Below are 25,709 nucleotides of genomic sequence, written 5' to 3' on the forward strand. Positions count from 1 at the left end.
GGCGTCAGCCCCGGCTGTGCCTCCCGGCCTTCTTGTCGGCCACATCGGCGGCGTCGCGCTCTGCCTCGGTCATCGCGCCGCCACCGAGGTGCGCCGGCATCCACCAGGCGCCCGCTTCGGGCGGGACCGGGAAGTCGGCGATGCAGGTCTCGATGCCGTCCTGCAGTTCCCGCCGCAGCCGCTCGGTCTCCTCGGCCACGTCGACGCCGGGCGAGTGGTGGATGGGCGGGCCGATGTGCAGGCGGATCGGTGACCGCCAGGCGCGCTTGAGCGAGAAGCCGTGCCCGCGGGTCAGCAGTCGGTGCGCACCCCAGACGCTGATCGGGATCACGGGTACTCCCGCTTCCGCGGCCAGCCGCACAGGACCGGTCTTCAGGGCCCGGACGGTGTAGCTCCGTGACACCCCCGCCTCCGGCAGGATCGCGACGTACTCACCGGCGCGCAGCTTCGCCAGCGCGTCGTCGTACGCCTCCGCTCCCGCCGTCCGGTCCGTGATGACGTGCCCGAGCCCGTGCACGAACGGACTCACGAACCAGTGCTCCGCGGCGCGCTTGGAGATCATGTACCTGGCCTGGATGCGCGCATGGTTCCACAGGACCAGTTCGGCGAACGCGAAGTCGAGGTAGCCGAAGTGCGTGATGGCGACGACCGCGCCGTGACCCGGGACCGCGCGGCGTGAGCGCCCGTTCAGCGGGTCCGAGGCGGGCAGGTTCTCGGTTCCCGTGACCTTGACGGGCAGGCGGAGCGCCGTGAACACGGACTTGCCCGCGTACACCACTGCCCGGTACATGCGGTCACTCTGCCGCGGCTTCCATCCCATGCTCAGATCCCTCTTCCGGCCTTCGGCGGGAGCGGGAAGAACCCGCTCGTGCTCTCGATGTACTCTTTGTACCCCGGCCGGGCGGACATACGCTTCTCCGTCAGCGGTTTCCCGGTCTTGTTGGCAAGGGCCCAGTACATCAGCGCGGGGGACAGGACGGTCAGGACTCCCGGCCAGGAGTCGGCCGCGACGAGGAACAGACCCGTCCACACCATCGCGTCGCCGAAATAGTTGGGGTGGCGGGTGTAGCGCCAGAGGCCGGTGTCGAGCACCGTCCCCCGACGGGCGGGATCGTTCTTGAAGGACGCGAGCTGCTGGTCGCCGACGGCCTCGAAGAACAATCCCACCGCCCACGCGGCCGCGCCGATCCACGCGAGTGGCCCGAGGGTGCCGGTGCTGACCATGGCGACCTGGATGGGCAGCGAGACGAAGAGCATGACCCCGGCCTGGGGCAGGTAGACCTTCCGCAGCGCGAGCACGGCTGCCGAGCCGGGGGGATCCGCAAGCATCTCCTCGTAGCGCGGATCCTCCTCGCCGCCGCGGGCCCGCCAGCCGATGAACCCGGCGAGGCGGAGGCCCCAGGCGGCGACGAGGACGAGCATGAGGACGCGGCGGCCGTCGTCGCCCTCGCCGGCAGAGGCCAGGAAGGTGATGACCGCCACGACCACGAAGCCGAGGCCCCACGTCACGTCGATGACCGAGTGCCGCCTCTGCACCGTGGCCACGGCGAAGGTCAGGGCCATCAGCACGACGACCCCCGCGATCGAGAGCAGCAGGCCGACGAGGAACGCGGACAGGGGGAAGTCGGTCATGGGCACCTTCGATGGGTCGTGGCGGGGTCGTCGTGGGTCGTCGTGGGGTCGTGGCGGGGTCGTGGTGGGGTCGTCGCGGGGTCGTTGCGGGGTCGTCGCGGGATGGCAGGGGCAGCCGTGGGAAGCGGAGTCGTTCTCATGCGGTCATGCGGTCATGCGGTCATGTCGAGAGGTCAGGCGGTCACGCCGTCACGCCGAGTGGGTCGGACGATCGGCACAGCAGGTCCGAGCGCCCGAGGACGGCGGGGGCGACGGCTGCTCCCGTGTCCTCGGCGAAGCGCCGGAGGAGGAATGAGGTGCTGAGGCCGTGCCAGACGGGGACGGTCCGGAACATGAAGTGGCCGGCGCCGAGCATCCGCACGTAGTGGACGTCCTCGGCGACGCCCACCGCCCGCCGCGCGAAGGAGAGCGACGACGTCGGGCTGGTCCACCGGTCCGTGTCCCCGTGCATGATGAGGACGTCCCGCCCCCGCACCGGTTCCACCGGACTGGAGGGTTCGAGCCAGGGAGCCAGGGCTGCGACGGCGCGCACCTGTGGATGGTCCGCGGCGTAGAGCGCGGTGAGGCCGCCCATGGAGTGGCCGAGGAGGTAGACCGGCAGCGAGGGATACTCGGCCGCGATGCGCGCGAGGGCCCAGCGTGCGTCCTTCAGGGCGGACTGGTCGGCGCCGTTCCAGCCGCGTACCCGGTTGCGGAGCGTCCACACCGCGAGTCCGTGCCTCCCGCCGTCGGCGGCGAGGCGCGCCGCGAAGGGGCGCATCCGCAGCGGACTGAGGTGCTGGGACTGCACCGCGTCGAAGCTGCTGGCCCTGCCCCCGTGGAGGACCAGTGCAACCCCGCGCACGTCGGAGTCCGCGCCGCCGGTCGAGACCATCGGGTCCCTGTCCCTCGCGGGGAGTGATGCCTGCGCTGCCACGTTCCGTCCTCTCACACCCCGGAGGGTCGTCCTCGTGCTGTCGGTCCTGCGGTGGCAGACGGGGCAGCCTGCACCGTCCCCGGTCTCCCCGGCGCTGCCGTCCCAGCCTCCCATGTTCTCCTGCGTAGAATCCGTACGGGCCGCAGCGCGACGCCGTCGTGCCTGCCGAACCCTCGCACCGCCCAGCCGTACCGACCAGCCGGAGGAGTTCCGTGGGCCACAGCCACCCGCACGCCATGAGCGCCACGGGGAGTTCGGAGCCGTCCGCATCCGCGATTGCCACCCGCCGCCGCGCAACCCTCCTGCTCGCGGCCATCCTCGTGCCCATCGGCGTGCTGACCCTCGTCGCGATGGTGCTGCTCTGGCCGAGCGGCGACCGCGGCTCCCTGACCGTCGCCGATCCGTACGCCACGGCCGACGGCGTCAGCTTCGACCGCGGCACCGTCCGCGAGGTCGCCGAGGCGGACTGCCCGTCCTCCCAGGCGACCGTCGACGCCGGCGGGACGGCCCTCACCTGCACGGTCGCCTACACGCAACCCGCCCTCGGCGGTGACCTGATCCCCGTCGAGGTCACGCCGGAACTGGCGCGGACGGACGCCGTCGGGGCCGGTGACGAGATCCGGTACCTGGACCTGTCCGAGGTCATGCAGGGCGGTGCCGCGCCTTATGTCTTCGTGGACTTCGTCCGGTCGGTCCCCATCGTCGCGCTCGCGGTGCTCTACGCCGTCGTCGTGATCGCGGTCGCCCGCTGGCGGGGGCTGCGCGCCATCGTCGGCCTGGTGGGAGCCCTCGTGATCCTCGCGCAGTTCATCCTGCCCGGCCTCCTCGAGGGGGCGCCCCCGCTGCTGCTCGGGCTCGTGGGCTCGGTGGCGATCATGTACGGCGTCCTGTACTTCGCGCACGGGTTCTCCGCGCGGACCTCCACCGCGCTCCTCGGTACCGTCTTCGGGCTGGCGGTGACGGCGCTCCTCGCCGCATGGGCCACGGATGCCGCGCATCTCACGGGGGTCGGGGACGAGAACGCCTACACACTGGTGAACGCCTCGGACAACCTGTCGATCTCGTCGATCATCCTGTGCGGCCTCATCATCTCCGGCCTCGGTGTGCTCAATGACGTCACGATCACGCAGGCGTCGTCGGTCTGGGAACTGCACGAGCTCGCGCCGGACACCTCCGGCCGCCGCCTCTTCGCCTCCGCGATGCGGATCGGCCGCGACCACATCGCCTCGACCGTCTACACGATCGCCTTCGCCTACGCCGGGGCGGCCCTGCCCATCCTGATCCTCGTCTCCCTCTACGACCGCCCGCTCCTCGACACGCTCACGAGCGGCGAGCTCGCCGAGGAGGTGGTGCGAACCCTGGTCGGGTCCATCGGGCTCGTGCTCGCCATCCCGCTCACCACCCTGATCGCGGTGCTCGTGGTCAAGGCCGTCGGGCCGCGGGCCGCACGCGGTCACGGGGGAGGGCGCAACGGCGGAGGACTCGACGGAGACCCGTCCGGCCGCACTCCCGGCCGCACTCCCGACGGCAGCCTCAAGGACGACACCGTCGACGGCATCTCCGACGACGCCCGGCTCGGTGGTGCCCTTGACGACGGCACCCGCCACGGTGGCACGTCCGACGACGGCACCAGGCACCACGGCGGGGTGACGCCCGCGGTCCTCGCCACCGACGGAGCGGGGACGCTCGCGCCCGGCCAACGGCTCGTGGCGCTCGGCGAACGCCGCGCCCGCCGTGCCCGTCAGGCGGACGAGCCGGAGCAGGAGAGGGAGGGAGCGGAATGACGCGGGGCTGGCGCAAGGCTTCGGCCGCGAAGCGGGCGTCCGCGCTCCCGGCGGTCCGGCCGGGGCCGGAATCCGGATTTGCCGCCCCTTGCGACAATGGAGGGGTGACTGCAGTTTCCACCCGCCCCGCCCGCTCCGGTGCCCATTCGTCCGACGAGCCGGCCGCCGCGCCGCACGACCCGGCCGACGCCGCCCTGCGACTCGACCTCCCGCCCCTGACGCTCGGGAACATCACGGTGGACACGCCCGTGATCCTCGCCCCCATGGCCGGCATCACCAACAAGGCCTTCCGCCGGCTGTGCCGCGAGTACGGCGGCGGTCTCTATGTCTCCGAGATGGTGACCTCCCGTGCGCTCGTCGAGCGCACCCCCGAGTCGATGCGCATCATCTCCCACGACGACGACGAGAAGGTGCGCTCGGTGCAGCTGTACGGCGTCGACCCGAAGACCGTCGGGGCAGCCGTGCGCCTCCTCGTGGAGGAGGACCGCGCCGACCACATCGACCTCAACTTCGGCTGCCCGGTCCCGAAGGTCACCCGCAAGGGCGGGGGAGCGGCGCTTCCCTGGAAGCTCGATCTCTTCACGGGGATCGTGCAGACCGCGGTCCGCGAGGCGTCGAAGGGTGACGTGCCGCTGACCATCAAGATGCGCAAGGGCATCGACGAGGACCACCTGACGTTCCGCGAGGCGGGGAAGATCGCCCGCGACAGCGGCGTGGCCGCCGTCGCCCTGCACGGACGCACGGCGTCCCAGTTCTACTCGGGGCAGGCGGACTGGAACGCCATCGCCGAACTGCGGGAGGCCCTTCCGGACATCCCCGTCCTCGGGAACGGCGACATCTGGAGCGCCGAGGACGCCGTCCGCATGGTGCGTCAGACCGGCGTCGACGGCGTCGTCATCGGTCGCGGCTGCCAGGGCCGGCCTTGGCTGTTCGGGGACCTGATGAACGCCTTCGAGGGCAGTTCGACGCGGCACCGTCCCGGCCTCGGCCAGGTCGCGGACACGGTGTACCGGCACGCCGAACTCCTCGTCGAGACGTTCGGCAGCGAGATGATGGGCCTGCGGGACATCCGCAAGCACATGGCCTGGTACTTCAAGGGGTACGTGGTCGGTGGGGACCTTCGGGCCAGGCTCGCCACCGTCCCCACCCTCGAGGTGCTACGCGGCCTCCTCGCCGAGCTGGATCACGACTCGCCCTACCCGGGCCAGGACGCGGAGGGACCGCGCGGCCGTGCCGGATCGCCGAAGAGGACCGCCCTGCCCGAGCACTGGCTCGAGGGTCGCGTGCTCAACGCGGCGCAGCAGGCTGACATCGCTGCCGCCGAGCTCGACGTCTCCGGCGGCTGACCGATCCTCCACACGCGCCGATCCCGCGGGCGTCCTCCGAGTAATTGCGCTAGAAAGGCATCATGAGCTTCACCGAACCGGCCTCCACCACCGGCTACACCGCCGCGGACACCGCGCGGTGGGTCGAGGAGCCGCCGAAGAGCTCCCACCGCACGGACTTCGAACGTGACCGGGCCCGCGTGCTGCACTCCTCCGCGCTCCGCCGGCTGGGTGCGAAGACGCAGGTGGTCGCGCCCGACACGGACGACTTCGTCCGCACGCGCCTCACCCACTCCCTCGAGGTGGCGCAGGTGGGCCGTGAACTCGGGCGTACCCTCGGCTGCGACCCGGACATCGTGGACACCGCCTGCCTCGCCCACGATCTCGGCCACCCGCCCTTCGGCCACAACGGCGAGTCGGCGCTGAACGACATCGCGCACGGTATCGGCGGCTTCGAGGGCAACGCCCAGACCCTGCGCCTGCTCACCCGGCTCGAGCCCAAGGTCCTGCAGGCCGACGGCGGCCCCGCCGGCCTGAATCTCACCCGCGCGAGCCTCGACGCGGCGTGCAAGTACCCCTGGACCGCGGCCTCGGCGCCCGTCATCAGCGGCCGGCGCACCACCAAGTTCGGCGCGTACGACGACGACCTCCCGGTCTTCGACTGGCTCCGGGCGGGTGCACCCGAGGGCCGGTCGTGCGTCGAGGCGCAGGTGATGGACCTCGCGGACGACATCTCCTACTCGGTGCACGACGTCGAGGACGCGATCGTCGCGGGGCACCTGCAGCTCAGGTGGATGGACAGTGCCGACGCCCGGGCACGCGTGGTCGGCTACACGCAGCAGTGGTACCTGCCCGGCAGTGATCCTGCCGCCGTCGACGCCGCGCTGTCCCGCCTCGAGCGGACCCCCGTGTGGGTGCGGGAGGCCGACGGGACCCGCCGGTCCATGGCCGCGCTGAAGAACATGACGAGCCAGCTGATCGGCCGCTTCTGCCTCAGCGCCATGCAGTCCACACGCTCCATCTACGGACCTGACCCGCTGACGCGCTACAACGCGGAGATGGTGGTGCCCGAGGAGACCATCATGGAGATCGCGGTGATGAAGGGCCTCGCCACCACCTACGTCATGACCACGGACCATCGCCAGCCGCTGTACGAGCGGCAGCGGGAGATCCTCGCGTCCCTGGTCGCCCAGATCCACGCCGACGGCGACCGCTACCTCGAGCCCATGTTCGCCGCGGACTGGCGCGAGGCCCCCGATGACGACGCCCGTCTCCGCGTCGTGATCGACCAGGTGGCATCGCTCACCGATGCCTCTGCCCTCGGGCTCCACGAGCGGATCGTCGGTCCCGTCCCCGCCCTCTGGTAGGAGCCGGTCCGCGTGTCGGTGGGGCAGGCATAAACTGGATGCCATGGCCGGACTCATCAAGCGTGAAGACATCGATGAGGTACGCCAGCGCACCGACATCAAGGAGGTCGTCGAGGCGTACGTGACCCTGAAATCGGCGGGGATCGGCTCGTGGAAGGGGCTCTGTCCGTTCCATGACGAGCGGTCGCCCTCCTTCCACGTCCGCCCCCAGATGGGGTCCTACCACTGCTTCGGCTGCGGCGAGGGCGGTGACGTCATCTCCTTCGTGCAGAAGCAGGACCACACCTCGTTCAGCGAGACCGTCGAGAAGCTCGCCGCCCGGATCGGCTTCGAGCTGCACTACGAGGACGGCGGCACGGGGCCGCGCCGCGAGGACGTCGGCAAGCGCAGGCGGCTCCTCGACGCCCACAAGGTCGCCGCCGAGTTCTACCGTGAGCAGCTGCTCACCCAGGGTGCGGCGACGGCCCGCCAGTTCCTGCAGGAGCGAGGCTTCGACCGCGAGGCCGCCGCCCACTTCGGTGTCGGCTACGCGCCCCAGGGCTGGGACTCGCTGCTGAACCACCTGACGGGCCGCGGCTTCACCCTCGACGAGCTCAAGCTCACCGGCATGTTCAGTGCGTCGTCGAGCAACGCCGGGCGCTTCTACGACCGTTTCCGCGGCCGCCTCATCTGGCCCATCCGGGACATCACCGGGGACACCGTCGGCTTCGGGGCACGGAAGCTCTACGAGGACGACCAGGGACCCAAGTACCTGAACACCCCCGAGACCTCCCTGTACAAGAAGTCTCAGGTGCTCTACGGCATCGACCTCGCCAAGAAGGAGATCGCGAAGAACCGGCAGCTCGTCGTCGTCGAGGGGTACACCGACGTGATGGCGTGCCACCTCGCGGGTGTCCGGACCGCCGTCGCGACGTGCGGCACCGCCTTCGGCACGGACCACATCAAGATCGCCCGCAGGTTGCTGTCCGACGACGGCACGGGTGGCGAGGTGGTGTTCACCTTCGACGGGGACGCCGCCGGCCAGAAGGCGGCCCTCCGCGCCTTCGAGGAGGACCAGCGGTTCACGGCCCAGACCTACGTGGCCGTCGAGGCCTCCGGCGCTGACCCCTGCGAGCTGCGGCAGACCCGGGGCGACGACGCCGTGCGTGCGCTGATCGCGGACCGCCGTCCGCTGTTCGAGTTCGCGATCAAGGCCTCCTTCGATGCGTTCGACCTGTCCTCCGGCGAGGGGCAGGTGAAGGCTCTGCGGCACGCCGCGCCGATCGTCGCGCAGATCCGCGACGTCTCCCTGAGGTCGACCTACACCCGCGAGCTGTCCCGCTGGCTCGGCATGCAGTACGTGGGGGAGGACCAGGTGGCCCGGGCGGTCTCGTCCGCAGCTCGGCGCGAGACGGGTGGCCCCGGTGCCTCCGCGTCCGGCGACAGGCAGGGACGGTTCGGCCAGCAGCCGGGCGAGCAGGCTGGCGCGGGGAACACCGCGGCCGCCCAGGGCACGCAGGCCGGCACCGATGTGGAGGAGCCCTACTACGAGCGACCGGATCCCCGCGACCCGATCGCGCGGATGGAACGCGAGGCGCTCGAGGTGGTGCTGCAGCAGCCCACCCTCCTCACCGCGACCCAGTGGGAGAGTTTCTCCACGTCCCGTTTCAGCGTGCCCGTCTACGAGGCACTGCACACGGCTGTGATCGCGGCGGGGGCGGCGGGCACGGAACTGTCCCGCTGGGTGGAGTCGGTGCGGGAGGGTGTACCCGATGTCCTCCGTCCCCTGGTCAGCGAGCTGGCCGTCCGGCCGCTGCCGGCGAAGGACGCCGAGGCGATGGTGCTGTACTGCAGGGACATCCTCAACCGGCTGACCGAGCTGCGCATCACGCAGCAGAAGGCCGACAAGCTCGGGCAGCTCCAGCGCATGGATCCGGCGGCGGATCCGACGCTCTACAACCAGCTCCAGCGCGACCTCATGGAGCTCGAGATGCAGCGCAGACTCCTCCGCGAGGAGTGAGCGCGGGCCGATTTCACATCCCCCCGGCAGGTATGTAGAGTTGTACCTGCGCATTCCTCCGTAGCTCAATTGGCAGAGCATTCGACTGTTAATCGAAGGGTTACTGGTTCAAGTCCAGTCGGAGGAGCAACAGGGCCCCTGACCAGTGGAAACACCGGTCGGGGGCCTTTTCCTTGCCTGCCGCAGAGGCTTCGGGAGCCGCGGGGCCGGCGCCCCGGCTGAGGAGCTGTCAGGGGCCGGGCGTAGTCTGTGCGCATGGACACTGACGGCACGCAGGGCACAGACGGCAAGCTCATCCTGGTCACCGGAGCCACGGGGTACATCGGCGGCCGACTGGTCACCAAACTCGTGGCCGACGGTCGCAGGGTGCGGGTCATCGTCCGGTCCCCGCAGAAGCTGAAGGACGTCCCCTGGGCAGGCTCCGTTGACATCGTGCAGGGTGACCTGCAGGACGAGGAGACCATGCGCACCGTGACGCAGGGTGTCGACACGCTGTACTACCTCGTCCACTCCATGGGTTCGGGCAGGGACTTCGACAAGCGGGAGTCCGCCATCGCCGCGACGGTCTCCGAGGCGGCCGCGGTCGCGGGCGTCCGTCGGATCGTGTACCTCGGCGGCCTGCACCCCGAGGGGGTCGAGCTCTCCACCCACATGCGGTCGCGCACGCAGGTGGGGAAGATCCTCCTCGACTCCGGGACGCCCACCATCGCCTTCCAGGCCGGTGTCGTCATCGGCTCCGGCTCGGCCTCCTTCGAGATGATCCGGCACCTGTCGGACGTCCTTCCGGTCATGCCCGCACCGAAGTGGGTCCTGAACCACATCGAACCCATCGCGGTGCGGGACGTCATCCACTACCTCGTCGGCGCACTCGACCTGCCGGACACGCTCAACAGGACCTTCGACATCGGGTCGAGGGAGGTCCTCACCTACGCCGAGATGATGAACCAGTACGCGGAGGCGGCGGGCCTGCCCCGCCGGAAGATCCTGGCCCTGCCGGTCCTGACACCGCGCCTCGCCGGCCACTGGGTCAACCTGGTCACGCCGATCCCGCGGGCCATGGCCATGCCGCTCATCGAATCGCTGCAGCACGACGCCGTCACCGCCGAGCAGGGGATCGACGAGTACATTCCCGCCCCGGAGGGCGGCCTCACCGGCTACCGCCGCTCCGTGGACCTCGCCCTCGGCAAGATGCGCGGGGGAGAGGTGGAGACCAGCTGGGCCGGGGCGTCCCAGATCGACACCGAGGCCGATCCGCTGCCGTCGGACCCGCAGTGGGCGGGCCACACCGTTTTCACCGACGTCCAGACCTACAGCTCCACGGCGTCCCCGCAGAAGCTGTGGAGCGTCGTCGAGGGCATCGGTGGCGAGAACGGCTGGTACTCCTGGCCCGTGGGCTGGGCCGCACGCGGCTGGATGGACAAGTTGGCCGGCGGAGTGGGCCTGCGCCGCGGGCGGCGTGATGCGAAGGAACTGCTCACCGGGGAGGCCCTGGACTTCTGGCGTGTGGAGGAGCTCGTGCGGGGTGAGCGGCTCAGGCTGCGCGCCGAGATGAAGGTGCCCGGCCGTGCCTGGCTCGAGTTCAGGGTGGAGCCGGACGGCTCCGGCAGTTCCTACTACCAGCGGGCCGTGTTCTTCCCGCAGGGCCTCTCCGGCCGGCTGTACTGGCTCGCGGTGCTGCCTTTCCACGGCTTCATCTTCACGTCCATGGCCCGGAACATCGCGAAGACCGCCGAGGCCCTGCCCGGCGAGGCGGAGACCACGGCATCGGAGCCGGCCGCCGCCTGAGCCGGTGCCGGTTCCCCGGTGCCCTGAGCGCCGTGCCCGGGCGCAGGTCTCCCGGTGCCCTGTGTCGTTTCCCGTTGCCGGCACCGGTGCCGGTATCGGTGCCGGTATCGATGCTGGTTCTGGTCCTAGTGCAGCGCCGGCACCGTCCGCGGGCGGACGACCGACCAGAGGAACACCATCGCCGCGGCGATGCAGGAGGCCATGACCAGAGCCATGGGTGTAGCGGACTCGATGCCCTCCCCGAGGAGGCCGACGAGCGGTGACACGATGCCGGCCAGCCCGAACGTGACGGCGCCGAGGAGTGACGCCGCCGTCCCCGCCTGTGCGCCGTTGTTGATCAGTGCGAGGACCTGCACGCAGGGGAAGATGAAGCCCGTCGCCATGATGTAGAACCACAGCGGCAGTGCGGTGCCCCAGAAACCGAGCCCCAGCTGGTCGAACGCGATCATGAGCAGCGCCATGCTGAGCTGCACGAGCGTCGCGGCGGCGATCACCCACTGCGGGCCGACGCGCCTCAGCATGCGGGAGCTGATCTGCACCCCCGCGACGATCCCGAGCGAATTGATGGCGAAGAGCAGGCCGTACTGCTGCTCGTTCAGCCCGTAGGGCCCCTGGAAGAGGAAGGGCGAGGCGGACAGGTAGGAGAACAGCCCCGAGAAGTTCATGCCACCCACGAGCAGGATGCCGATGAAGATCCTGTCGCTCAGGACGACCCGGTAGCGCTCGACGACCGTCAGGCCGGAGCGCCGCCGGCTCTCCTTCGGGAGGGTCTCGATGATGAACAGTGAGACGGCGACGATCACGAGTACGCCGTAGGCCGCGAGGAACCAGAAGATCCCCGGCCAGGGGAACAGGAGGAGCAGCTGGGAGCCGATGACCGGCGCGAAGATCGGCGCCATGCCGTTGACCAGCGCCATGTAGGAGAGCATCCGCACGAGGGTGTAGCCGCCGAAGAGGTCACGCACCATCGCCATGGCCACCACGCCGCCGCCCGCAGCGCCGACGCCCTGCAGCACGCGGAAGAGCATGAGCATCGTGATGTCCTCGGAGGACGCCGCTCCGATCGAGGCACCGACGTGCAGTGCGGTGGCCAGGATGAGGGGCACGCGACGGCCGATCTTGTCGCTGAGCGGCCCGACGAGCAGTTGCCCGCCCGCGAAGCCGAGGATCGTTCCCGTGAGGGTCAGCTGCACCGCGGTCTCCGGCACGCCGAAGTCCGACTGCAGCGCAGGGAACGCCGGGAGGTACAGGTCGATCGTGAAGGGGCCGAGGGCCGTCAATGTGCCGAGGATGAAGACGTAGATGATCTTCTCGCGCCGGGTGAGGGTGTCGCCGGGGTGGGTGGTGGTGCTCACAGTGCTGCCTAACGGGAGGGTCGGTGCCGACGGGGGGACGCGGGACGTGACGGTGATGGATCGGGTGGAGCGCGGACGGATCGACGACGGCGGCCCGGCGACGACGGCGGAGCGGCTCGAGGCCCAGGACCGACGACCCGGACGACGGGAAGATGGTTGCTGGGGCGAATCAATACCCCTCCATCCTAGGACCGTCGTCAACCTGATGGGGAGTGCTGCAGCACTGGTGCGTTGCACCCGATCTCTAAGCATGCTTGTGGTTGACGTAGGGTGATCAGACACCGAACGAGCAGGGAGATACGACCATGAGCGAGAACGATGCGGGAGTGCAGGCGGAGCAGTCACCGAAGCACATGGCGAGGGTCATCGGCATCACTGTCGCCGCCGCCGTCGGAGGACTCCTGTTCGGCTTCGACACCGCGGTCATCAACGGAGCGGTCGACTCCATCCAGGCCGACTTCGGGCTGAGCGCGAGCGTCCTGGGCTTCACGGTCGCGATCACGCTCCTCGGCTGTGCGGCCGGCGCCTGGTTCGCCGGAGGCCTCGCCGACCGCTGGGGCCGCAAGAAGGTCATGGTGGCCGCGGCCATCCTGTTCGCGGTCAACTCGGTGGGGTCGGCGTACGCCTTCTCCGAATGGGACCTGATGGCCTGGCGCCTGGTCGGCGGCCTCGCCATCGGCATCGCCTCGGTGATCGTTCCCGGCTACATCGCCGAGATAGCACCGTCGAAGTGGCGCGGGGGACTCGCCTCCGTGCAGCAGCTCGCGATCACGGTCGGCATCTTCGCCGCCCTGCTGTCCGATGCCTCCCTCGCGAGCGCCGCCGGTGGTGCGGGCGAGGAATTCTGGTGGGGGCTGTCAGCATGGCGCTGGATGCTGCTGGTCGGCGTCGTCCCGGCGGTCGTCTACGGGGTCCTGGCACTGATCATCCCCGAGTCCCCGCAGTTCCTCATCCGGGCCGGACGCGACGACGAGGCGGCTCGGGTGCTCTCCCGCGTCGCCGGGGTCCGGGACACCACCGGCAAGATCACCTCCATCCGGGAGAGCTTCCAGCGCGAGGACCGCGCGAGCTACCGCGACCTGCGCGGGCCCGCTTTCGGACTGCAACCCATTCTCTGGGTCGGTATGACCATCGCGGCGCTCCAGCAGCTGGTCGGCATCAACGCGATCTTCTACTACTCCACGACGCTGTGGAAGTCCGTGGGCTTCAGCGAGAGCGATTCCTTCACGACATCGGTCATCACCTCCGTCATCAACGTCGCCATGACGTTCGTCGCCATCTTCTTCGTCGACCGTGTCGGGCGCAGGAAGCTCCTGCTCATCGGATCGATCGGCATGGCGATCGGCCTGCTCGCAGCCACCCTCGCCTTCTTCCAGGCCGAAGGCAGCGGGGAGGACATCGTGCTGCCCGGCGCGTGGGGGCCGATCGCCCTCGTCGGTGCGAACCTCTTCGTGATCTTCTTCGCCGCCACCTGGGGCCCGGTGATGTGGGTGACGCTCGGTGAGATGTTCCCGAACCGGATCCGCTCCATCGCACTCGGGGTCGCCACGATGGTCAACTGGGTGTTCAACTTCATCGTCACGCTGACCTTCCCGTGGGTGAGCGAGAACCTCGGACTGTGGACCATGTACGCGGCGTTCACGGTGTTCGCCGTGCTGTCCTTCGTCTTCGTCCGCACCCGTCTTCCCGAGTTCGCCGGCAAGGACCTCGAGGACAATGCGGAGCTCGCGTCCACCTCGTGACGCATTACCTCATCGGGCGCCACGGGGTCCCCTTGCCCGCGCGTCCGTCGGATCGGAACCACGGCAACGGGCCGATGGTAATTTTGGTTCAGCCAATGTCCAGCACACAACCTACGAATGGAGGCAGGGCCTATGAACAGCTCGGCCAGTACGCGCGGCAAGCGGTCCACGGGCTCGCTCTCGCTCTTCGGTCTCATCAAGCTCCTGGCACGCCTGACACCCCGGCAGGTCAGTGACGAGGTATCGATCGCCCTGCAGCAGATGAAGCAGAAGGGCATTAAGGCAGGGATCGCCGCCGCTTTCCTGGTCGTCGCGCTCATCTTCGTGCTGTTCTTCGCCGTTGCGCTCGTGGTGGCCGCCATCATGGGCCTCGCCGAGGTCATGCCCGCCTGGCTGGCCGCCCTCCTGGTCGCCGTCCTCTTTCTGGTGATCGGGGGCGTCCTGGCCCTGATCGGCGTCTCCCGGCTCAAGAAGCAGCTTCCGTTGATCCCCGAGGACGCCATCCGCGGCATCCGGTACGACCTCGGCGTCCTCAAGGAGGGCCGGAGCTTCGACCCCGCCACGCTGGACGTCAAGAAGCCGAAGGAGGACAAGGCCGGGAAGGACCGCAAGGACGACGCGAAGGACGCCAAGCCCAAGGAGCCGACGCCGTCCTACGAGGAACTGCGCGGCCGCTCGGGCGAACGCCGGACGCACATCGCCGACGCGAGGGACTCGCTCGGCGCCCGCGTCGATGTCAAGGCCCGCCTCAACGGAGCGAAGCACCGTTCGGACAAGGGTGGATCGACCACCGGCGCCCCGTCCGGTGGGTCCGGTAGCGGGCGCGTCGCCGCCGTCGCCGTCCGCCGCGAGGTCCCGCACAACACGACGCTCGCCGACCGCTGGAAGCCGTTGAGCGTCCTCGCGGGTTCAGTCGCCACGATGCTCGTCCTGCTGCGCCGGCTGCTGAGCAGGTAGGGGCAGCCCACAGCGCTCCAGCGCCACCCCGGCGGCCCTTCGCCCCTGACGACCCGCAGCAGTCTGCGGACGTCACGGGGGAGGGGCCGCCTCCTGTGCATAATGGGGTGGGAGGCACGGGTGATGAGATTGATCGGCGCGGGCGGACAGGCCGGCAGCGAGGGTGTGGCGCTGTCGACGGCGTGGACCCTACCGAACCTCATCACCGTGGTGCGCTTCCTCGGAGTCCCCCTGTTCGTCTGGTTCATCGCACAGCAGCGCTTCGGAGCCGCGGTGATCACCCTGGTGGTGATGGGCGGCACGGACTGGGTGGACGGCTACGTGGCCCGTCGGTTGAACCAGGTGTCGGTGATCGGCACGTGGCTCGATCCCGTGGCGGATCGCACCGCACTGATCGTCGTCGCGGTGACCTTCGTGATCGCCGACATCGCGCCGGCCTGGCTCGTCTGGACCATCGTGATCCCGGACGTCATCATCATCGTCAATGCGTTGATCCTCTTCCGCGGTCCCCTGCACCTGCCGGTCATCACCGTCGGGAAGATCCGGACGGCCCTGCTGCTGGTGGGTGCGCCGCTGCTGCTGCTCCACCATGTCGAGGGCTTCGGTCAGGAGTGGCTGCTCGTGGTGGCGCAGGGGCTGCTCGCCGCAGGCTGCGTCCTGCACCTCGTCGCGTTCTACGCCTACTTCACGGCGGCGCACCGCAAGTACCGGCTGGAGCAGGCCGAGCAGCAGTCGTGCCCCTCCTAGCCATCGGGCTCGCCCTGCTGGGCGCTGTCTTCCTCGCGTTCGGAGCGCAGCGCCAGGGCAGTGCCGTCCGTGCGAACACGGGCGGGCTCTCACTCAGCAGTTCCGGGCTCATGCGGCTGCTCACCAACCGGCGCTGGATCTTCGGGCTCCTCCTGCTCGGTGCCGGTACGGCCCTCAACGTCGTCGCACTGACGCTCGCGAGCCTGACGGTCGTGCAGCCCATCGGGGCGATCGCGCTCGTGATCACCACCGTCGTAAACTCGCGGGACCAGGGCATCCGTATCAACCGGCCGACCGTCGCAGCCATCGCAGCGTGCGTCGCCGGCAGCGCGCTGTTCGTGATCCTCGCCGTGAACGTGACGCGCGAGAACCACTCCGTGGATCCCGCGCAGGAACTCTCCGTCGTCCTCCTGCTGGGGGCGGCCGTCGCGGTGTTCGGATCGCTCGCCGTCGTCGGGCGGCACCGGCTCAACGCCTTCGCCTACATCCTGGGCGCCGGTGTGCTGTTCGGTTTCGTGGCGGTCCTCACCAAGCTGGTCGCCGGGCATCTGCTCGACCCGAACGGGCGCTTCCTGCTCAACGTCCCGCCGCTGAGCCTGGTGGCGCTCATCGCGGCCGCAGCCCTCGGGGCCTGGTTCGTGCAGAGTGCCTATGCCACCGGACCGCCGGATCTCGTCATCGCCGGACTCACCGTGATCGACCCCATCGTCGGCATCGCCGTCGGCATCACGATCCTCGAGGAGTTGCAGCCGGACGTGCGCACCGTCACCGCACTGGGCATGGGCGCGGCGGCCCTCGTTGCTATTGTTGGGGTCGTCGCGCTGTCCCGCCACCACCCCGACGTGGTCAAGCGCCAGCACTGACACGAGAGAAGCAGTTCCGAACAGCACACCGACGTAGGGGATCCACGCGTGAGTTACCAGGCCGACCACAAGCCTCTGACCATCCTGATCGCCGCGGACACCTATCCGCCCAACGTGAACGGTGCAGCGCAGTTCGGGTACCGGCTCGCGAAGGGGATGACGGGTCGGGGCCACTCCGTCCACGTCCTCGCGCCAGGCGTCTCCAACGGCAGGAGCTACACGGAGCCCGGTGGCGACTGGACCGTGCACCGCCTCCGCTCGCACAGCGTACCCACGCACGACTACTGGCGAATCTGCTACCCCTGGGAGATCAAGCGGGACATCAGCCTGCTGTTCGACCAGGTCCAGCCCGATGTCGTCCACATCCAGTGCCACTACATGGTGGGCGAGTACACCCTCTACGAGGCGGTGAAGCGCGGCATCCGCGTGGTGGCGACGAACCACTTCATGCCGGAGAACCTCAACCCGTTCCTGCCGTTCCCCGCATGGCTCAAGCGGGTCATCGCCAGGAACTCGTGGAAGGACATGGGCAAGGTGATGGGCAAGGCCGCCGCGGTCACCACCCCCACGCCCCTCGCAGCCAAGGCCATGCACGACCATGCCTTCCTGCGCGAGGTGCTGGCCGTCAGCAACGGCATCGATTCCGCTGCCTACGAGGTGCAGCCGGGGGAGACGATCCAGCCGCACGAGGATCCCACGGTCCTGTTCGTCGGCAGGCTCGCCGAGGAGAAGCACGTCGACGTCCTCATCGATGCCGTCGCCAAGACCCCGGAGCACCTCCGCGTGCGGTTGGAAGTCGTCGGCGGCGGAGAGGTCAAGCCCGCACTCCAGGCGCAGGCTGCGCGCCTCGGGATCAGCGACCGCGTCACCTTCCGGGGACTGATCGACGACGACGAACTGCGCCTGAGCTACATCCGGGCATCCCTCTTCTGCCAGCCGGGCACGGCCGAGCTGCAGTCACTCGTCACGCTCGAGGCGATGTCCGCTTCCACCCCCGTGCTCCTCGCGAATGCGATGGCGCTGCCCCACCTGGTGTCCGACGGCGAGAACGGGTACCTGTTCACGCCCGGTGATTCCGACGAGCTGGGCCGCCGCATCACCGAGATCCTCGAGCAGTCGCCCGAGGACCAGCGGAAGATGGGGGCGGCGAGCCGCGACCTGGTGCGCAGGCATGACATCACCAAGACGCTGGAGACCTTCGAGGGCCTGTACTACGGCACCCTGTCCAGCGATCATCCCCATGAGGCGCAGCGCGCGGCCGCCGGATCCTGACGCACCGGAACCGCTGCAGCCGTCTGCCTACAATGGGAGCCGCGATCGGCGTCTGGAGACGTCCTGCCGGTCACGTCCGGGGGCGGACTGCCCCAGGGGGCTGTAGCTCAGCTGGTTAGAGCAGCGGACTCATAATCCGTTTGTCCTGGGTTCAAGCCCCAGCAGCCCTACGCATCGTCAGGATGGTCGGCGACCCCGATCCCGAGTGCGCCATCTCCGCGGAGATGGCGCATTCTGCGTTGCGGCACCTCTTCCCTCCCTCGAGTCCTTGCCTCAGAGATGGCTGCCTCCACTGGCGCCCTATGTTACTGACGGGTAACATAGGGCTTGAGCGCAGCACGCGCCCACCACGCGGACAGCATGGTCGAGTGAGAATGCCGGTCGCCGCCGACCGGAGTGAGGCGAATTCCATGAGCAAGACGTCGATCGACATCAACAACCTGCCGTATGCGGACGGCGACTTCTATGCCTTCGAGGAGCTGCTGTCCGACAAGGAGCGCTCCCGGCTCGAGGAGATCCGTTCCTGGCTGACCGCCGAAGTCCGGCCGCACGCGGTGGAGTGGTGGAACCAGGGCTCCTTCCCCCAGCAGCTCATCCCGAGGATCGCCGAACTGGATCCTGTGAGCCCGGTGTTCCGACAGGGCTATTCCAACCTCTTCGCAGGGATCACCCACGCCGAGTTCACCCGCGCGGACACCTCGATCGCCACGTTCCTCGGCGTGCACGACGGCCTGTTCACCGGATCCATCGAGGCCCTGGCGTCGAAGGAACAGCAGGAGGAGTGGCTGCCCGACATCTACGCGATGAAGAAGATCGGCGCCTTCGGCCTGACGGAACCGCTCGGTGGATCCGACGTCGCGGGAGGAACCCGGACCACGGCACGCCGGGACGGGAACTCCTGGGTCCTCAACGGCGCCAAGCGCTGGATCGGCAACGCGACGTTCTCCGACTGGGTGGTCATCTATGCCCGCGACGTCGCGGACAACCAGGTCAAGGGTTTCCTGGTCGACACGAAGACCCCGGGCTTCTCCTCGACGAAGATCGAGAACAAGATCGCCCTGCGGATCGTCGAGAACGCGGACATCGTGCTGGACGACGTCGTCATCTCCGACGACTTCCACCTCAAGGGCGCGAACAGTTTCAGGGACACCAACAAGGTGCTCAAGGTGACGAGGCTCGCGGTGGGCTGGCAGGCGGTCGGCCAGCAACTCGCCGCGTTCGACGTCGCCCGCCGGTACGCCGTCGAGCGCGAGCAGTTCGGCCGACCCATCGCCAGCTTCCAGCTCATCCAGCAGCAGCTCGTCCAGATCCTCGGTAACGCGATGAGTTCGATGGGGATGATGGTGCGTCTGTCGCAGCTGGAGGATGCGGGTAAGGCGAAGGACGAGCAGTCGGCGCTGGCGAAGGCGTTCACCACCGCCCGCATGCGCGAGAGCGTCGCGGCCGGCCGGAACATCCTCGGCGGCAACGGGATCGTGGCCGACTACGAGATGGCGAAGATCTTCTCCGACGCCGAAGCCGTCTACTCCTACGAGGGCACGCAGGAGATCAACACTCTCGTGGTCGGCAGATCCATCACGGGGATCGCCGCCTTCGTCTGACACGACGCCGAGTCAGCCGTCGAGTGGCAGGAGGACGGACGGTCGGCGGTCCGTGACGAAGGCGAGCGGATCGACGTACTCGCCCTCGACACGGACTCCCCAGTGGAGGCACGGTTCGCCGCAGTGGCTCCGGACCGTGCTACCCGGGATCGCCGCGGACCGGCTCAGGGCCACCGCGGCGACCACGTCGCCTGCGCCGACCGCCTGACCCGCGGCCAGGGTGGTGTTCACCGGTTCGAAGCTGCTCCTCCGGCCATCGCCATGGTCGATCGTCAGGACGCCGCGGTCCACCACCGTCCCCGCGAAGGCCACGACACCGTCCGCCGGACTGCGCACCTCGGTCGGCAGGCCGCGCGTCGACAGGTCCACACCCCGGTGTCCGGGCTTCCAGTTCTGCGGAGGTTTCTCGAAAGGTCGCAGCACGGTGGGTACCGGAACGAGGGGCCACGACCAGGCGGCGACGAACGGGTCCCGTCCGACGGCTGCGACCACCGGGACCGATCGCCCGGCAGGCACGATCGCTGGGACCGATCGCGCGGCGGACCCGACCGACGCGAGCAACGGACCCCCGGAGGCGACGGGCTGCGCAGGAGAGCAGACCGGGATCAGCGCCAGCAGGAGGAGTGGCACCACCCGGCCCGTACGCCAGGCGGGCCGTCCCCCGGCCGTCCGGCGGTCGTGGATGCGCTCGCTCGGACCGGTGCCGGCGCGGATCACGGGATGGGTTCCGGGGGAGTCCTCGCTCATGGCATCAGCCTTCCCGCGCGGGGTAGCCACAGGGGCGTCGGGCCACCGTATGTGGACAACTCCGAGGCAGCCCGCCAGCCGTCCCAGGCGCGATGCGGCGGTGATACCTGCCCGCCCCGGGGCCTGTCGGCCGCCCCGGAGGGCAGCACCGCTGTAGTACACTCTTACAAGCAGTCTGCTGCTCCGATCCCGTCATGCCTCTGGCTCCGCCGGGCCCTGGGATACCGCAGGCTGACTACGCGTGCCTGCTATCCGATGCTCTCGACGAGCGCGGAATGCCCACCCCGCGGTCCGGCTGAGTCCGGTGGGGGAGGGTGTGTCCATGACGAACAGGTGCCAGGACGTGGTGTCCACCCCGGTCACCACCGAGATAACCGTCAACAAGCTTCAGGCGGCGCCCTGCGCCCGAGCCGAAGCTGAAGAAAGGCATGACATGCCAGTCGTCACCATGCGCCAGCTGCTCGACAGCGGCGTCCACTTCGGTCACCAGACCCGCCGTTGGAACCCGAAGATGAAGCGCTTCATCTTCACCGAGCGCAACGGCATCTACATCATCGATCTCCAGCAGTCGCTGGGCTACATCGACCGCGCCTACGAGTTCGTCAAGGCCACGGTCGCCCACGGCGGGACCGTCCTCTTCGTCGGCACGAAGAAGCAGGCGCAGGAAGCGATCGCCGACCAGGCGATGCGCGTGGGCCAGCCCTACGTCAACCAGCGCTGGCTCGGTGGCATGCTCACCAACTTCCAGACGGTCTCCAAGCGCATCCAGCGCATGAAGGAACTCGAGGAGATCGACTTCGAGGACGTCGCCGGTTCGGGTCACACCAAGAAGGAGCTCCTGCTCCTGAAGCGTGAGCTCACCAAGCTCCAGAGCAACCTCGGCGGTATCCGCAACCTGACCAAGGCTCCCTCGGTCGTCTGGGTCGTGGACACCAAGAAGGAGCACCTCGCGATCGACGAGGCGAAGAAGCTCAACATCCCCGTCGTCGCGATCCTCGACACCAACTGCGATCCCGACGAGGTCGACTTCCCGATCCCGGGCAACGACGACGCCATCCGCGCCGTCAACCTGCTGACCCGTGTCATCGCGGACGCCGTGGCCGAGGGCCTCATGGCTCGCCACAACCGCTCCGGCAACGGCGAAGCCACTGCTGACGAGCCCATGGCCGAGTGGGAGCGCGAGCTGCTCCAGGGCACTGCGGATGCACCCGCTGCCGAGCCCGCAGCAGCCGAGGCACCCGAGGCCGCAGCCCCCGAGGCGCCCGCCGGCCTGCAGGCGCCCATCGCGGAAGAGGTTCCCGACGCGGTAGCTCCCGCGACGGAAGCCGCCGTCGACACCAAGTAGTCCACGGTGCGGAAGGGGTGTGGGTCGAACCACGCCCCTTCCGCATGTTCGGCAGGTGTTCACCGCGTGACACCTGCACGGCGGGCCGCGGCCCGCAGAAGCTCTTCGTAGATCCACCTCACCCTAGGAGTGCACATGGCTAATTTCACAGCCGCTGACATCAAGGCCCTGCGCGAGCGCACCGGCGCCGGCATGATGGACGTCAAGAAGGCCCTCGACGAAGCCAACGGCGACGCCGACAAGGCCCTCGAACTGATCCGTATCAAGGGACTCAAGGGCGCCACCAAGCGCGAGGGCCGCTCCACCGCCGAGGGCCTCGTGGCCGCGCGCGTGGACGGCAACGTCGGCGTCATGGTCGAGGTCAACTGCGAGACCGACTTCGTCGCCAAGGCGGGCCCCTTCATCGACTTCTCGAACAAGGTGCTCGCCGCCGCGATCGAGTCCGGTGCCACGGACGTCGAGACCCTCCTGTCCTTCGAGCTCGACGGCAAGCCCGTCTCCGAGCACGTCATCGAGGCCGGTGCCCTCCTCGGCGAGAAGGTCGACGTCCGCCGCATCGCGCGCGTCGAAGGCCAGATCGTCGACGCGTACCTGCACAAGACGTCCAAGGACCTCCCCGCCCAGGTCGGCGTCCTGTTCGCCGTCGAGGGCTCCGGTGACGCCGCCGTGCAGACCGCGCACGACGTCGCCGTGCACATCGCCGCGTACTCGCCGACCTACCTGACCCGCGAGGACGTCCCCGCGGAGCTCGTCGAGTCGGAGCGCCGCATCGCCGACGAGACCGCCCGTGCCGAGGGCAAGCCCGAGCAGGCCCTCGCCAAGATCGTCGAAGGGCGCCTCACCGGCTTCTTCAAGGAGGGTGTCCTGGTGGACCAGGCCTTCGCGAAGGACGCCAAGAAGTCCGTCGCCGCAGTCCTGACCGAAGCGAATGCCAAGGCCACGGCCTTCGCACGTTTCCGCGTCGGGGCCTGACCCCCGCGGTAGGCAGCAGCATCCCGGAAAGGGCGGCCGCCTTCGAGGTGGCCGCCCTTTCCTGCGCCCGGGGAGGCGCCCCGTATCCTGTAACGGGTCCGGCAACATCCCCACCCCAGCATCACCGGCCGTCCGACCAGGACCGGCCCCCAGTTCTACGCCCGGGAGGCACTTCATGGACACCACGTCAACCACTCGACCGGGTGGTACCGAGGGCCGGCGCCGGGTACTCCTGAAGCTTTCCGGTGAGGTGTTCGGCGGTGGCAAGCTCGGCGTCGATCCCGAGACCGTCCGCTCGGTCGCCCAGCAGATCGCCGCGACGGTGGGCGAGGTCGAGGTGGCCATCGTCGTCGGCGGCGGCAACTTCTTCCGCGGCGCGGAACTGTCCCAGAGCGGCATGGACCGCTCACGGGCGGACTACATGGGCATGCTCGGCACGGTCATGAACTGCCTGGCCCTGCAGGACTTCCTCGAGCAGGCCGGGGTGGAGACCCGCGTGCAGAGCGCCATCACCATGGGGCAGGTCGCCGAGGCATACATCCCGCGGCGCGCCATCCGCCACCTGGAGAAGGGCCGTGTGGTCATCTTCGGAGCGGGCGCGGGCCTCCCGTACTTCTCGACCGACACGGTCGCCGCCCAGCGTGCCCTCGAGGTGCACGCGGACGAGGTCCTCATGGCCAAGAGCGGCGTGGACGGCGTCTACACCGCCGACCCCCACAAGGACCCGACGGCGGAGAAGCTGGAGACGCTCTCCTACGACGAGGCCCTGCGGCGGGACATCCGCGTCATGGACCAGACGGCCATGACGATGTGCAAGGACAACGACCTGACCATGGTGGTGTTCGGCATGGAGGGCGAGGGCAACGTGACACGGGCCATCCGCGGCGAGAAGCTCGGGACGCTCGTCACCGCCTAGCGGCTCCGAGGGGAGAGGGCAACGACGCCTGCGGCCCTGCCGGGCCGCGGGACGGCCGTGAACTAGGATTGACCACTGGAACGGTTGCCGTGCAGCCGACTGCGGAGCGAAGGAGACATTGTGATCGAAGAGACCTTGCTGGAAGCCACAGACAAGATGGACAAGGCCGTGGAGGTTGCAAAGGACGATTTCGCCACGGTCCGCACCGGCCGCGCCAACGCCTCCCTGTTCTCCAAGGTGGTGGTGATGTACTACGGGGCTCCCACCCCGCTGCAGCAGCTCGCGTCCTTCCAGAACCCCGAGGCGCGCACCCTGCTCATCACGCCCTTCGACCGCGGAGCGCTGAACGACATCGAGCGTGCCCTGCGCGACTCCGACCTCGGCGCCAACCCGTCGAACGACGGCAACGTGATCCGCGTGGTCCTGCCCGAGCTCACGCAGGAGCGCCGCAAGGAGTACGTGAAGCTGGTCAAGACGAAGGCGGAGGACGCGAAGATCTCCATCCGCAACGTCCGACGGAAGGCGAAGGACGGCATCGACAAGGCCGTCAAGGACGGCGACGCCGGTGAGGACGAGGGCTCGCGCGCCGAGAAGGAACTCGACGCGACGACGAAGGCCCGCGTGGACCTCATCGACGAGCTGCTGAAGCGCAAGGAAGCTGAGCTGCTCGAGGTCTGATGGCAGACCTCGATCCTCCCGGCACGGATCGCGGGCACGGGACCCGCTCCGCCGTCGGGACAGAAGAAGGCCGCACGGGTGGCTCCGAGCCGGCCTCGGCGCCGGGGCCGACCACGCTCCCCAGGACGCCGTCGCGCACCGGGCGGTCCGGTCACGGACTCTTCCGTCGCCGCAGGCCCATCCGTGAGCCGGGCAAGCCGTCCCGCGCGGGACGCAACCTTCCCGCCGCGATCGGCGTGGGTGCGGGTCTGCTCATCCCCGTCCTCGTCGGCCTCTTCTTCCCGGTCGTCTTCGTCGGGATCGTCACCCTGTTCGCAGCAGTGGGCGTGTGGGAGATCAGCCGCGCCCTCGAACTGCGGCGCATCCACATCCCGCTGGTGCCGACCATGGCGGGGACCCTCGTCCTGCCCTTCTCCGCCTACCTCGGCGGCGCCGAGGGCCTCGCCGGAGGGGCGGTCGCAGCCGTCGTCGTCCTCTTCCTGTGGCGCGCGGCGAGCCCGGCGCCGGATGCCGCCAGGAGCCTGATGGCCGGTACCTTCACCGTGCTCTGGGTGCCCTTCATGCTCAGCTTCGCCATGCTGCTCATGAAGGTCGACGGCGGGAACCTCGTCATCGCGACGCTCCTCCTGCTGGTCGTCGCGAACGACACCTTCGGGTACCTGATCGGCGCCTTCTTCGGCAAGCACGCCATGGCGCCCAAGATCAGTCCCAAGAAGTCCTGGGAGGGTTTCGGCGGTTCGATCGGCGGTGCCCTCGTGGTCGGCGGGCTCTGTGCCGTCCTCCTGCTCGATCAGCCCGTCTGGATCGGGTTCGCCCTCGCGGTCGCCATCGTGGCGTCCGCGACCGCGGGAGACCTCGCAGAATCGATGATCAAGCGAGAGCTGGGTGTGAAGGACATGGGCACCCTCCTGCCCGGTCACGGGGGAGTCATGGACCGCCTCGACTCGATCGTCTTCGCCTCCCCGGTGGCCTACCTGCTGTCCGCTACATTGATACAGGGGTTGCTGTAGCCGCTGATCGCGGACCGATCCCGGGGGCGGAGGCCCCGCACGGTCTCGAGTATCTCAGCGCAAAGGACGTCAGACGATGGATGTGGCCCGGCCGAGCAGCTCCCCCTTCGCACGGGTGGGCCGCCGGGAGGTCGGCTACGACATGCGCCAGGTGGACCGCTTCCTCACACGGGCCCGCAGCCACTACAACGCCGACGACCCCGACTCCCTCTCCGTCACGAGCAGTGAGGTACGCGGCCAGTCGTTCCGCCCGACCCCGGGTGGCTACGATCCCCAGGCCGTCGACGCCGCGCTCGACCGGCTCGAGGACGTCTTCGCCCGGCGGGAGCGCGACCGGCTGATACCCGCGCAGGGCGAGGACGCCTGGCTCCGCCGGATCGGCCGCACGGCCGCGGTCCTGCGCGGTCGGCTGCACCGCCCACACGGAGAACGCTTCCGCCGCCCGGGGAGGGGGAACGCCCCCAGCTACTCCGTCGAGGACGTCGACCGCCTCTGCGACGAGCTCCTGCGGTACCTCGAGCAGGACCTGCCCCTGAGCGTCGACGTCGTCCGCCGTGCCGTGTTCCGCGAGGCCCGCGGTGCCGACGGCTACGAGGAGAACCAGGTGGACGTGTTCCTGGACCGCGTCGTCGAGCTCATGGCGGGCATCGACTGACGCCTCCGGGTCACCCGAGGCGGGACGACGCGGCCCGGACG

At 69.2% G+C, this 25,709-nt stretch carries 22 protein-coding genes and 2 tRNA genes; 19 read left to right on the top strand and 5 right to left on the bottom strand.

Annotation, left to right across the window (positions count from 1 at the left end):
• Positions 1-4: 4 nt before the first annotated feature.
• From FNH21_RS13805 to FNH21_RS13815, 3 genes are all read right to left on the bottom strand, one after another.
• Complete coding sequence (locus FNH21_RS13805; RefSeq protein WP_241743264.1) at positions 5-790, bottom strand: lysophospholipid acyltransferase family protein; 786 nt, start codon at positions 788-790, stop codon at positions 5-7.
• 32 nt (positions 791-822) lie between these two features.
• On the bottom strand, positions 823-1,632 hold the full coding sequence (locus FNH21_RS13810; protein ID WP_152816663.1) for a DUF1295 domain-containing protein: 810 nt from the start codon (positions 1,630-1,632) through the stop codon (positions 823-825).
• 181 nt (positions 1,633-1,813) lie between these two features.
• Positions 1,814-2,548 (bottom strand): alpha/beta hydrolase, encoded by a 735-nt coding sequence (locus FNH21_RS13815; RefSeq protein ID WP_338403290.1) that lies wholly within the window; start codon positions 2,546-2,548, stop codon positions 1,814-1,816.
• 236 nt (positions 2,549-2,784) lie between these two features.
• Here FNH21_RS13815 and FNH21_RS13820 point away from each other — a divergent pair, with 236 nt between their 5' ends.
• From FNH21_RS13820 to FNH21_RS13845, 6 genes are all read left to right on the top strand, one after another.
• Positions 2,785-4,332, top strand: coding sequence for a YibE/F family protein (locus FNH21_RS13820; RefSeq protein WP_206687063.1), 1,548 nt, complete (start codon positions 2,785-2,787; stop codon positions 4,330-4,332).
• Positions 4,329-5,678, top strand: coding sequence for a tRNA dihydrouridine synthase DusB (dusB, locus tag FNH21_RS13825; protein ID WP_422108786.1), 1,350 nt, complete (start codon positions 4,329-4,331; stop codon positions 5,676-5,678). The genes FNH21_RS13820 and dusB overlap by 4 nt, the downstream gene beginning before the upstream one ends.
• A gap of 62 nt (positions 5,679-5,740) precedes the next feature.
• Entirely contained in the window at positions 5,741-7,024 is a 1,284-nt protein-coding gene (locus FNH21_RS13830) for a deoxyguanosinetriphosphate triphosphohydrolase (protein WP_152816665.1), read from the top strand.
• Between the two features lie 43 nt (positions 7,025-7,067).
• A complete protein-coding gene (dnaG, locus tag FNH21_RS13835; protein WP_152816667.1) occupies positions 7,068-9,023 on the top strand; it encodes a DNA primase in 1,956 nt (651 codons plus the stop codon).
• A 54-nt stretch (positions 9,024-9,077) separates the two neighbouring features.
• Positions 9,078-9,150 (top strand) — tRNA-Asn (locus FNH21_RS13840).
• 128 nt (positions 9,151-9,278) lie between these two features.
• Positions 9,279-10,808: an SDR family oxidoreductase gene (locus tag FNH21_RS13845; RefSeq protein WP_152816669.1), complete on the top strand. Its 1,530-nt coding sequence runs from the start codon at positions 9,279-9,281 to the stop codon at positions 10,806-10,808.
• A 125-nt stretch (positions 10,809-10,933) separates the two neighbouring features.
• Here FNH21_RS13845 and FNH21_RS13850 read toward each other — a convergent pair whose 3' ends face one another.
• Positions 10,934-12,163, bottom strand: a complete 1,230-nt coding sequence (locus FNH21_RS13850; protein ID WP_338403291.1) for a multidrug effflux MFS transporter — start codon at positions 12,161-12,163, stop codon at positions 10,934-10,936.
• Positions 12,164-12,468: 305 nt separating this feature from the next.
• On the opposite strand from FNH21_RS13850, the gene FNH21_RS13855 reads away from it, so the two are divergent.
• From FNH21_RS13855 to FNH21_RS13885, 7 genes are all read left to right on the top strand, one after another.
• Positions 12,469-13,905, top strand: coding sequence for a sugar porter family MFS transporter (locus FNH21_RS13855; RefSeq protein ID WP_152816673.1), 1,437 nt, complete (start codon positions 12,469-12,471; stop codon positions 13,903-13,905).
• A 132-nt stretch (positions 13,906-14,037) separates the two neighbouring features.
• Positions 14,038-14,862 carry a phage holin family protein gene (locus FNH21_RS13860; protein ID WP_191931988.1) on the top strand — a complete coding sequence of 275 codons (825 nt, stop codon included), beginning with the start codon at positions 14,038-14,040 and terminating at the stop codon, positions 14,860-14,862.
• 123 nt (positions 14,863-14,985) lie between these two features.
• Positions 14,986-15,609, top strand: a complete 624-nt coding sequence (locus FNH21_RS13865) for a CDP-alcohol phosphatidyltransferase family protein (protein WP_152816675.1) — start codon at positions 14,986-14,988, stop codon at positions 15,607-15,609.
• Entirely contained in the window at positions 15,597-16,472 is an 876-nt protein-coding gene (locus tag FNH21_RS13870; protein WP_191931989.1) for a DMT family transporter, read from the top strand. The genes FNH21_RS13865 and FNH21_RS13870 overlap by 13 nt, the downstream gene beginning before the upstream one ends.
• Positions 16,473-16,520: 48 nt before the next feature.
• A complete protein-coding gene (locus FNH21_RS13875) occupies positions 16,521-17,744 on the top strand; it encodes a glycosyltransferase (protein WP_191931990.1) in 1,224 nt (407 codons plus the stop codon).
• A gap of 96 nt (positions 17,745-17,840) precedes the next feature.
• Positions 17,841-17,914, top strand: a tRNA-Ile gene (locus tag FNH21_RS13880).
• Between the two features lie 240 nt (positions 17,915-18,154).
• Complete coding sequence (locus tag FNH21_RS13885) at positions 18,155-19,345, top strand: acyl-CoA dehydrogenase family protein (protein ID WP_152816676.1); 1,191 nt, start codon at positions 18,155-18,157, stop codon at positions 19,343-19,345.
• Between the two features lie 12 nt (positions 19,346-19,357).
• Here FNH21_RS13885 and FNH21_RS13890 read toward each other — a convergent pair whose 3' ends face one another.
• Complete coding sequence (locus FNH21_RS13890) at positions 19,358-20,092, bottom strand: murein hydrolase activator EnvC family protein (RefSeq protein ID WP_152816677.1); 735 nt, start codon at positions 20,090-20,092, stop codon at positions 19,358-19,360.
• A 433-nt stretch (positions 20,093-20,525) separates the two neighbouring features.
• Between FNH21_RS13890 and rpsB the strand changes: the two genes are divergently transcribed.
• The 6 genes from rpsB (at position 20,526) to FNH21_RS13920 (ending at position 25,668) form a co-directional block, all read left to right on the top strand.
• Complete coding sequence (rpsB, locus tag FNH21_RS13895; protein WP_055772660.1) at positions 20,526-21,437, top strand: 30S ribosomal protein S2; 912 nt, start codon at positions 20,526-20,528, stop codon at positions 21,435-21,437.
• A 135-nt stretch (positions 21,438-21,572) separates the two neighbouring features.
• Entirely contained in the window at positions 21,573-22,409 is an 837-nt protein-coding gene (gene tsf / locus FNH21_RS13900) for a translation elongation factor Ts (RefSeq protein ID WP_055772657.1), read from the top strand.
• A 175-nt stretch (positions 22,410-22,584) separates the two neighbouring features.
• A complete protein-coding gene (pyrH, locus tag FNH21_RS13905) occupies positions 22,585-23,325 on the top strand; it encodes a UMP kinase (protein ID WP_152816678.1) in 741 nt (246 codons plus the stop codon).
• A gap of 120 nt (positions 23,326-23,445) precedes the next feature.
• Entirely contained in the window at positions 23,446-24,003 is a 558-nt protein-coding gene (frr, locus tag FNH21_RS13910; protein ID WP_055772650.1) for a ribosome recycling factor, read from the top strand.
• Entirely contained in the window at positions 24,003-25,013 is a 1,011-nt protein-coding gene (locus FNH21_RS13915) for a phosphatidate cytidylyltransferase (protein ID WP_152816679.1), read from the top strand. Before frr ends, FNH21_RS13915 begins: the two co-directional genes overlap by 1 nt.
• Positions 25,014-25,089: 76 nt before the next feature.
• On the top strand, positions 25,090-25,668 hold the full coding sequence (locus FNH21_RS13920; protein WP_152816680.1) for a DivIVA domain-containing protein: 579 nt from the start codon (positions 25,090-25,092) through the stop codon (positions 25,666-25,668).
• Positions 25,669-25,709 lie beyond the last annotated feature (41 nt).

The sequence above is a fragment of the Arthrobacter bussei genome, from assembly GCF_009377195.2.
In the GTDB taxonomy this organism is placed as follows: domain Bacteria; phylum Actinomycetota; class Actinomycetes; order Actinomycetales; family Micrococcaceae; genus Arthrobacter_D; species Arthrobacter_D bussei.

Bases quoted from the DNA above. Each gene is read 5' to 3' on its own strand.
- dusB (WP_422108786.1), top strand. From the start codon at position 4,329: ATGACGCGGGGCTGGCGCAAGGCTTCGGCCGCGAAGCGGGCGTCCGCG.
- FNH21_RS13820 (WP_206687063.1), top strand. From the start codon at position 2,785: ATGAGCGCCACGGGGAGTTCGGAGCCGTCCGCATCCGCGATTGCCACC.
- FNH21_RS13865 (WP_152816675.1), top strand. From the start codon at position 14,986: ATGAGATTGATCGGCGCGGGCGGACAGGCCGGCAGCGAGGGTGTGGCG.
- FNH21_RS13845 (WP_152816669.1), top strand. From the start codon at position 9,279: ATGGACACTGACGGCACGCAGGGCACAGACGGCAAGCTCATCCTGGTC.
- pyrH (WP_152816678.1), top strand. From the start codon at position 22,585: ATGGACACCACGTCAACCACTCGACCGGGTGGTACCGAGGGCCGGCGC.
- FNH21_RS13805 (WP_241743264.1), bottom strand. From the start codon at position 790: ATGTACCGGGCAGTGGTGTACGCGGGCAAGTCCGTGTTCACGGCGCTC.
- FNH21_RS13920 (WP_152816680.1), top strand. From the start codon at position 25,090: ATGGATGTGGCCCGGCCGAGCAGCTCCCCCTTCGCACGGGTGGGCCGC.
- tsf (WP_055772657.1), top strand. From the start codon at position 21,573: ATGGCTAATTTCACAGCCGCTGACATCAAGGCCCTGCGCGAGCGCACC.
- FNH21_RS13885 (WP_152816676.1), top strand. From the start codon at position 18,155: ATGAGCAAGACGTCGATCGACATCAACAACCTGCCGTATGCGGACGGC.
- FNH21_RS13860 (WP_191931988.1), top strand. From the start codon at position 14,038: ATGAACAGCTCGGCCAGTACGCGCGGCAAGCGGTCCACGGGCTCGCTC.
- rpsB (WP_055772660.1), top strand. From the start codon at position 20,526: ATGCCAGTCGTCACCATGCGCCAGCTGCTCGACAGCGGCGTCCACTTC.
- FNH21_RS13810 (WP_152816663.1), bottom strand. From the start codon at position 1,632: ATGACCGACTTCCCCCTGTCCGCGTTCCTCGTCGGCCTGCTGCTCTCG.
- FNH21_RS13830 (WP_152816665.1), top strand. From the start codon at position 5,741: ATGAGCTTCACCGAACCGGCCTCCACCACCGGCTACACCGCCGCGGAC.
- FNH21_RS13915 (WP_152816679.1), top strand. From the start codon at position 24,003: ATGGCAGACCTCGATCCTCCCGGCACGGATCGCGGGCACGGGACCCGC.
- dnaG (WP_152816667.1), top strand. From the start codon at position 7,068: ATGGCCGGACTCATCAAGCGTGAAGACATCGATGAGGTACGCCAGCGC.
- FNH21_RS13855 (WP_152816673.1), top strand. From the start codon at position 12,469: ATGAGCGAGAACGATGCGGGAGTGCAGGCGGAGCAGTCACCGAAGCAC.
- FNH21_RS13890 (WP_152816677.1), bottom strand. From the start codon at position 20,092: ATGAGCGAGGACTCCCCCGGAACCCATCCCGTGATCCGCGCCGGCACC.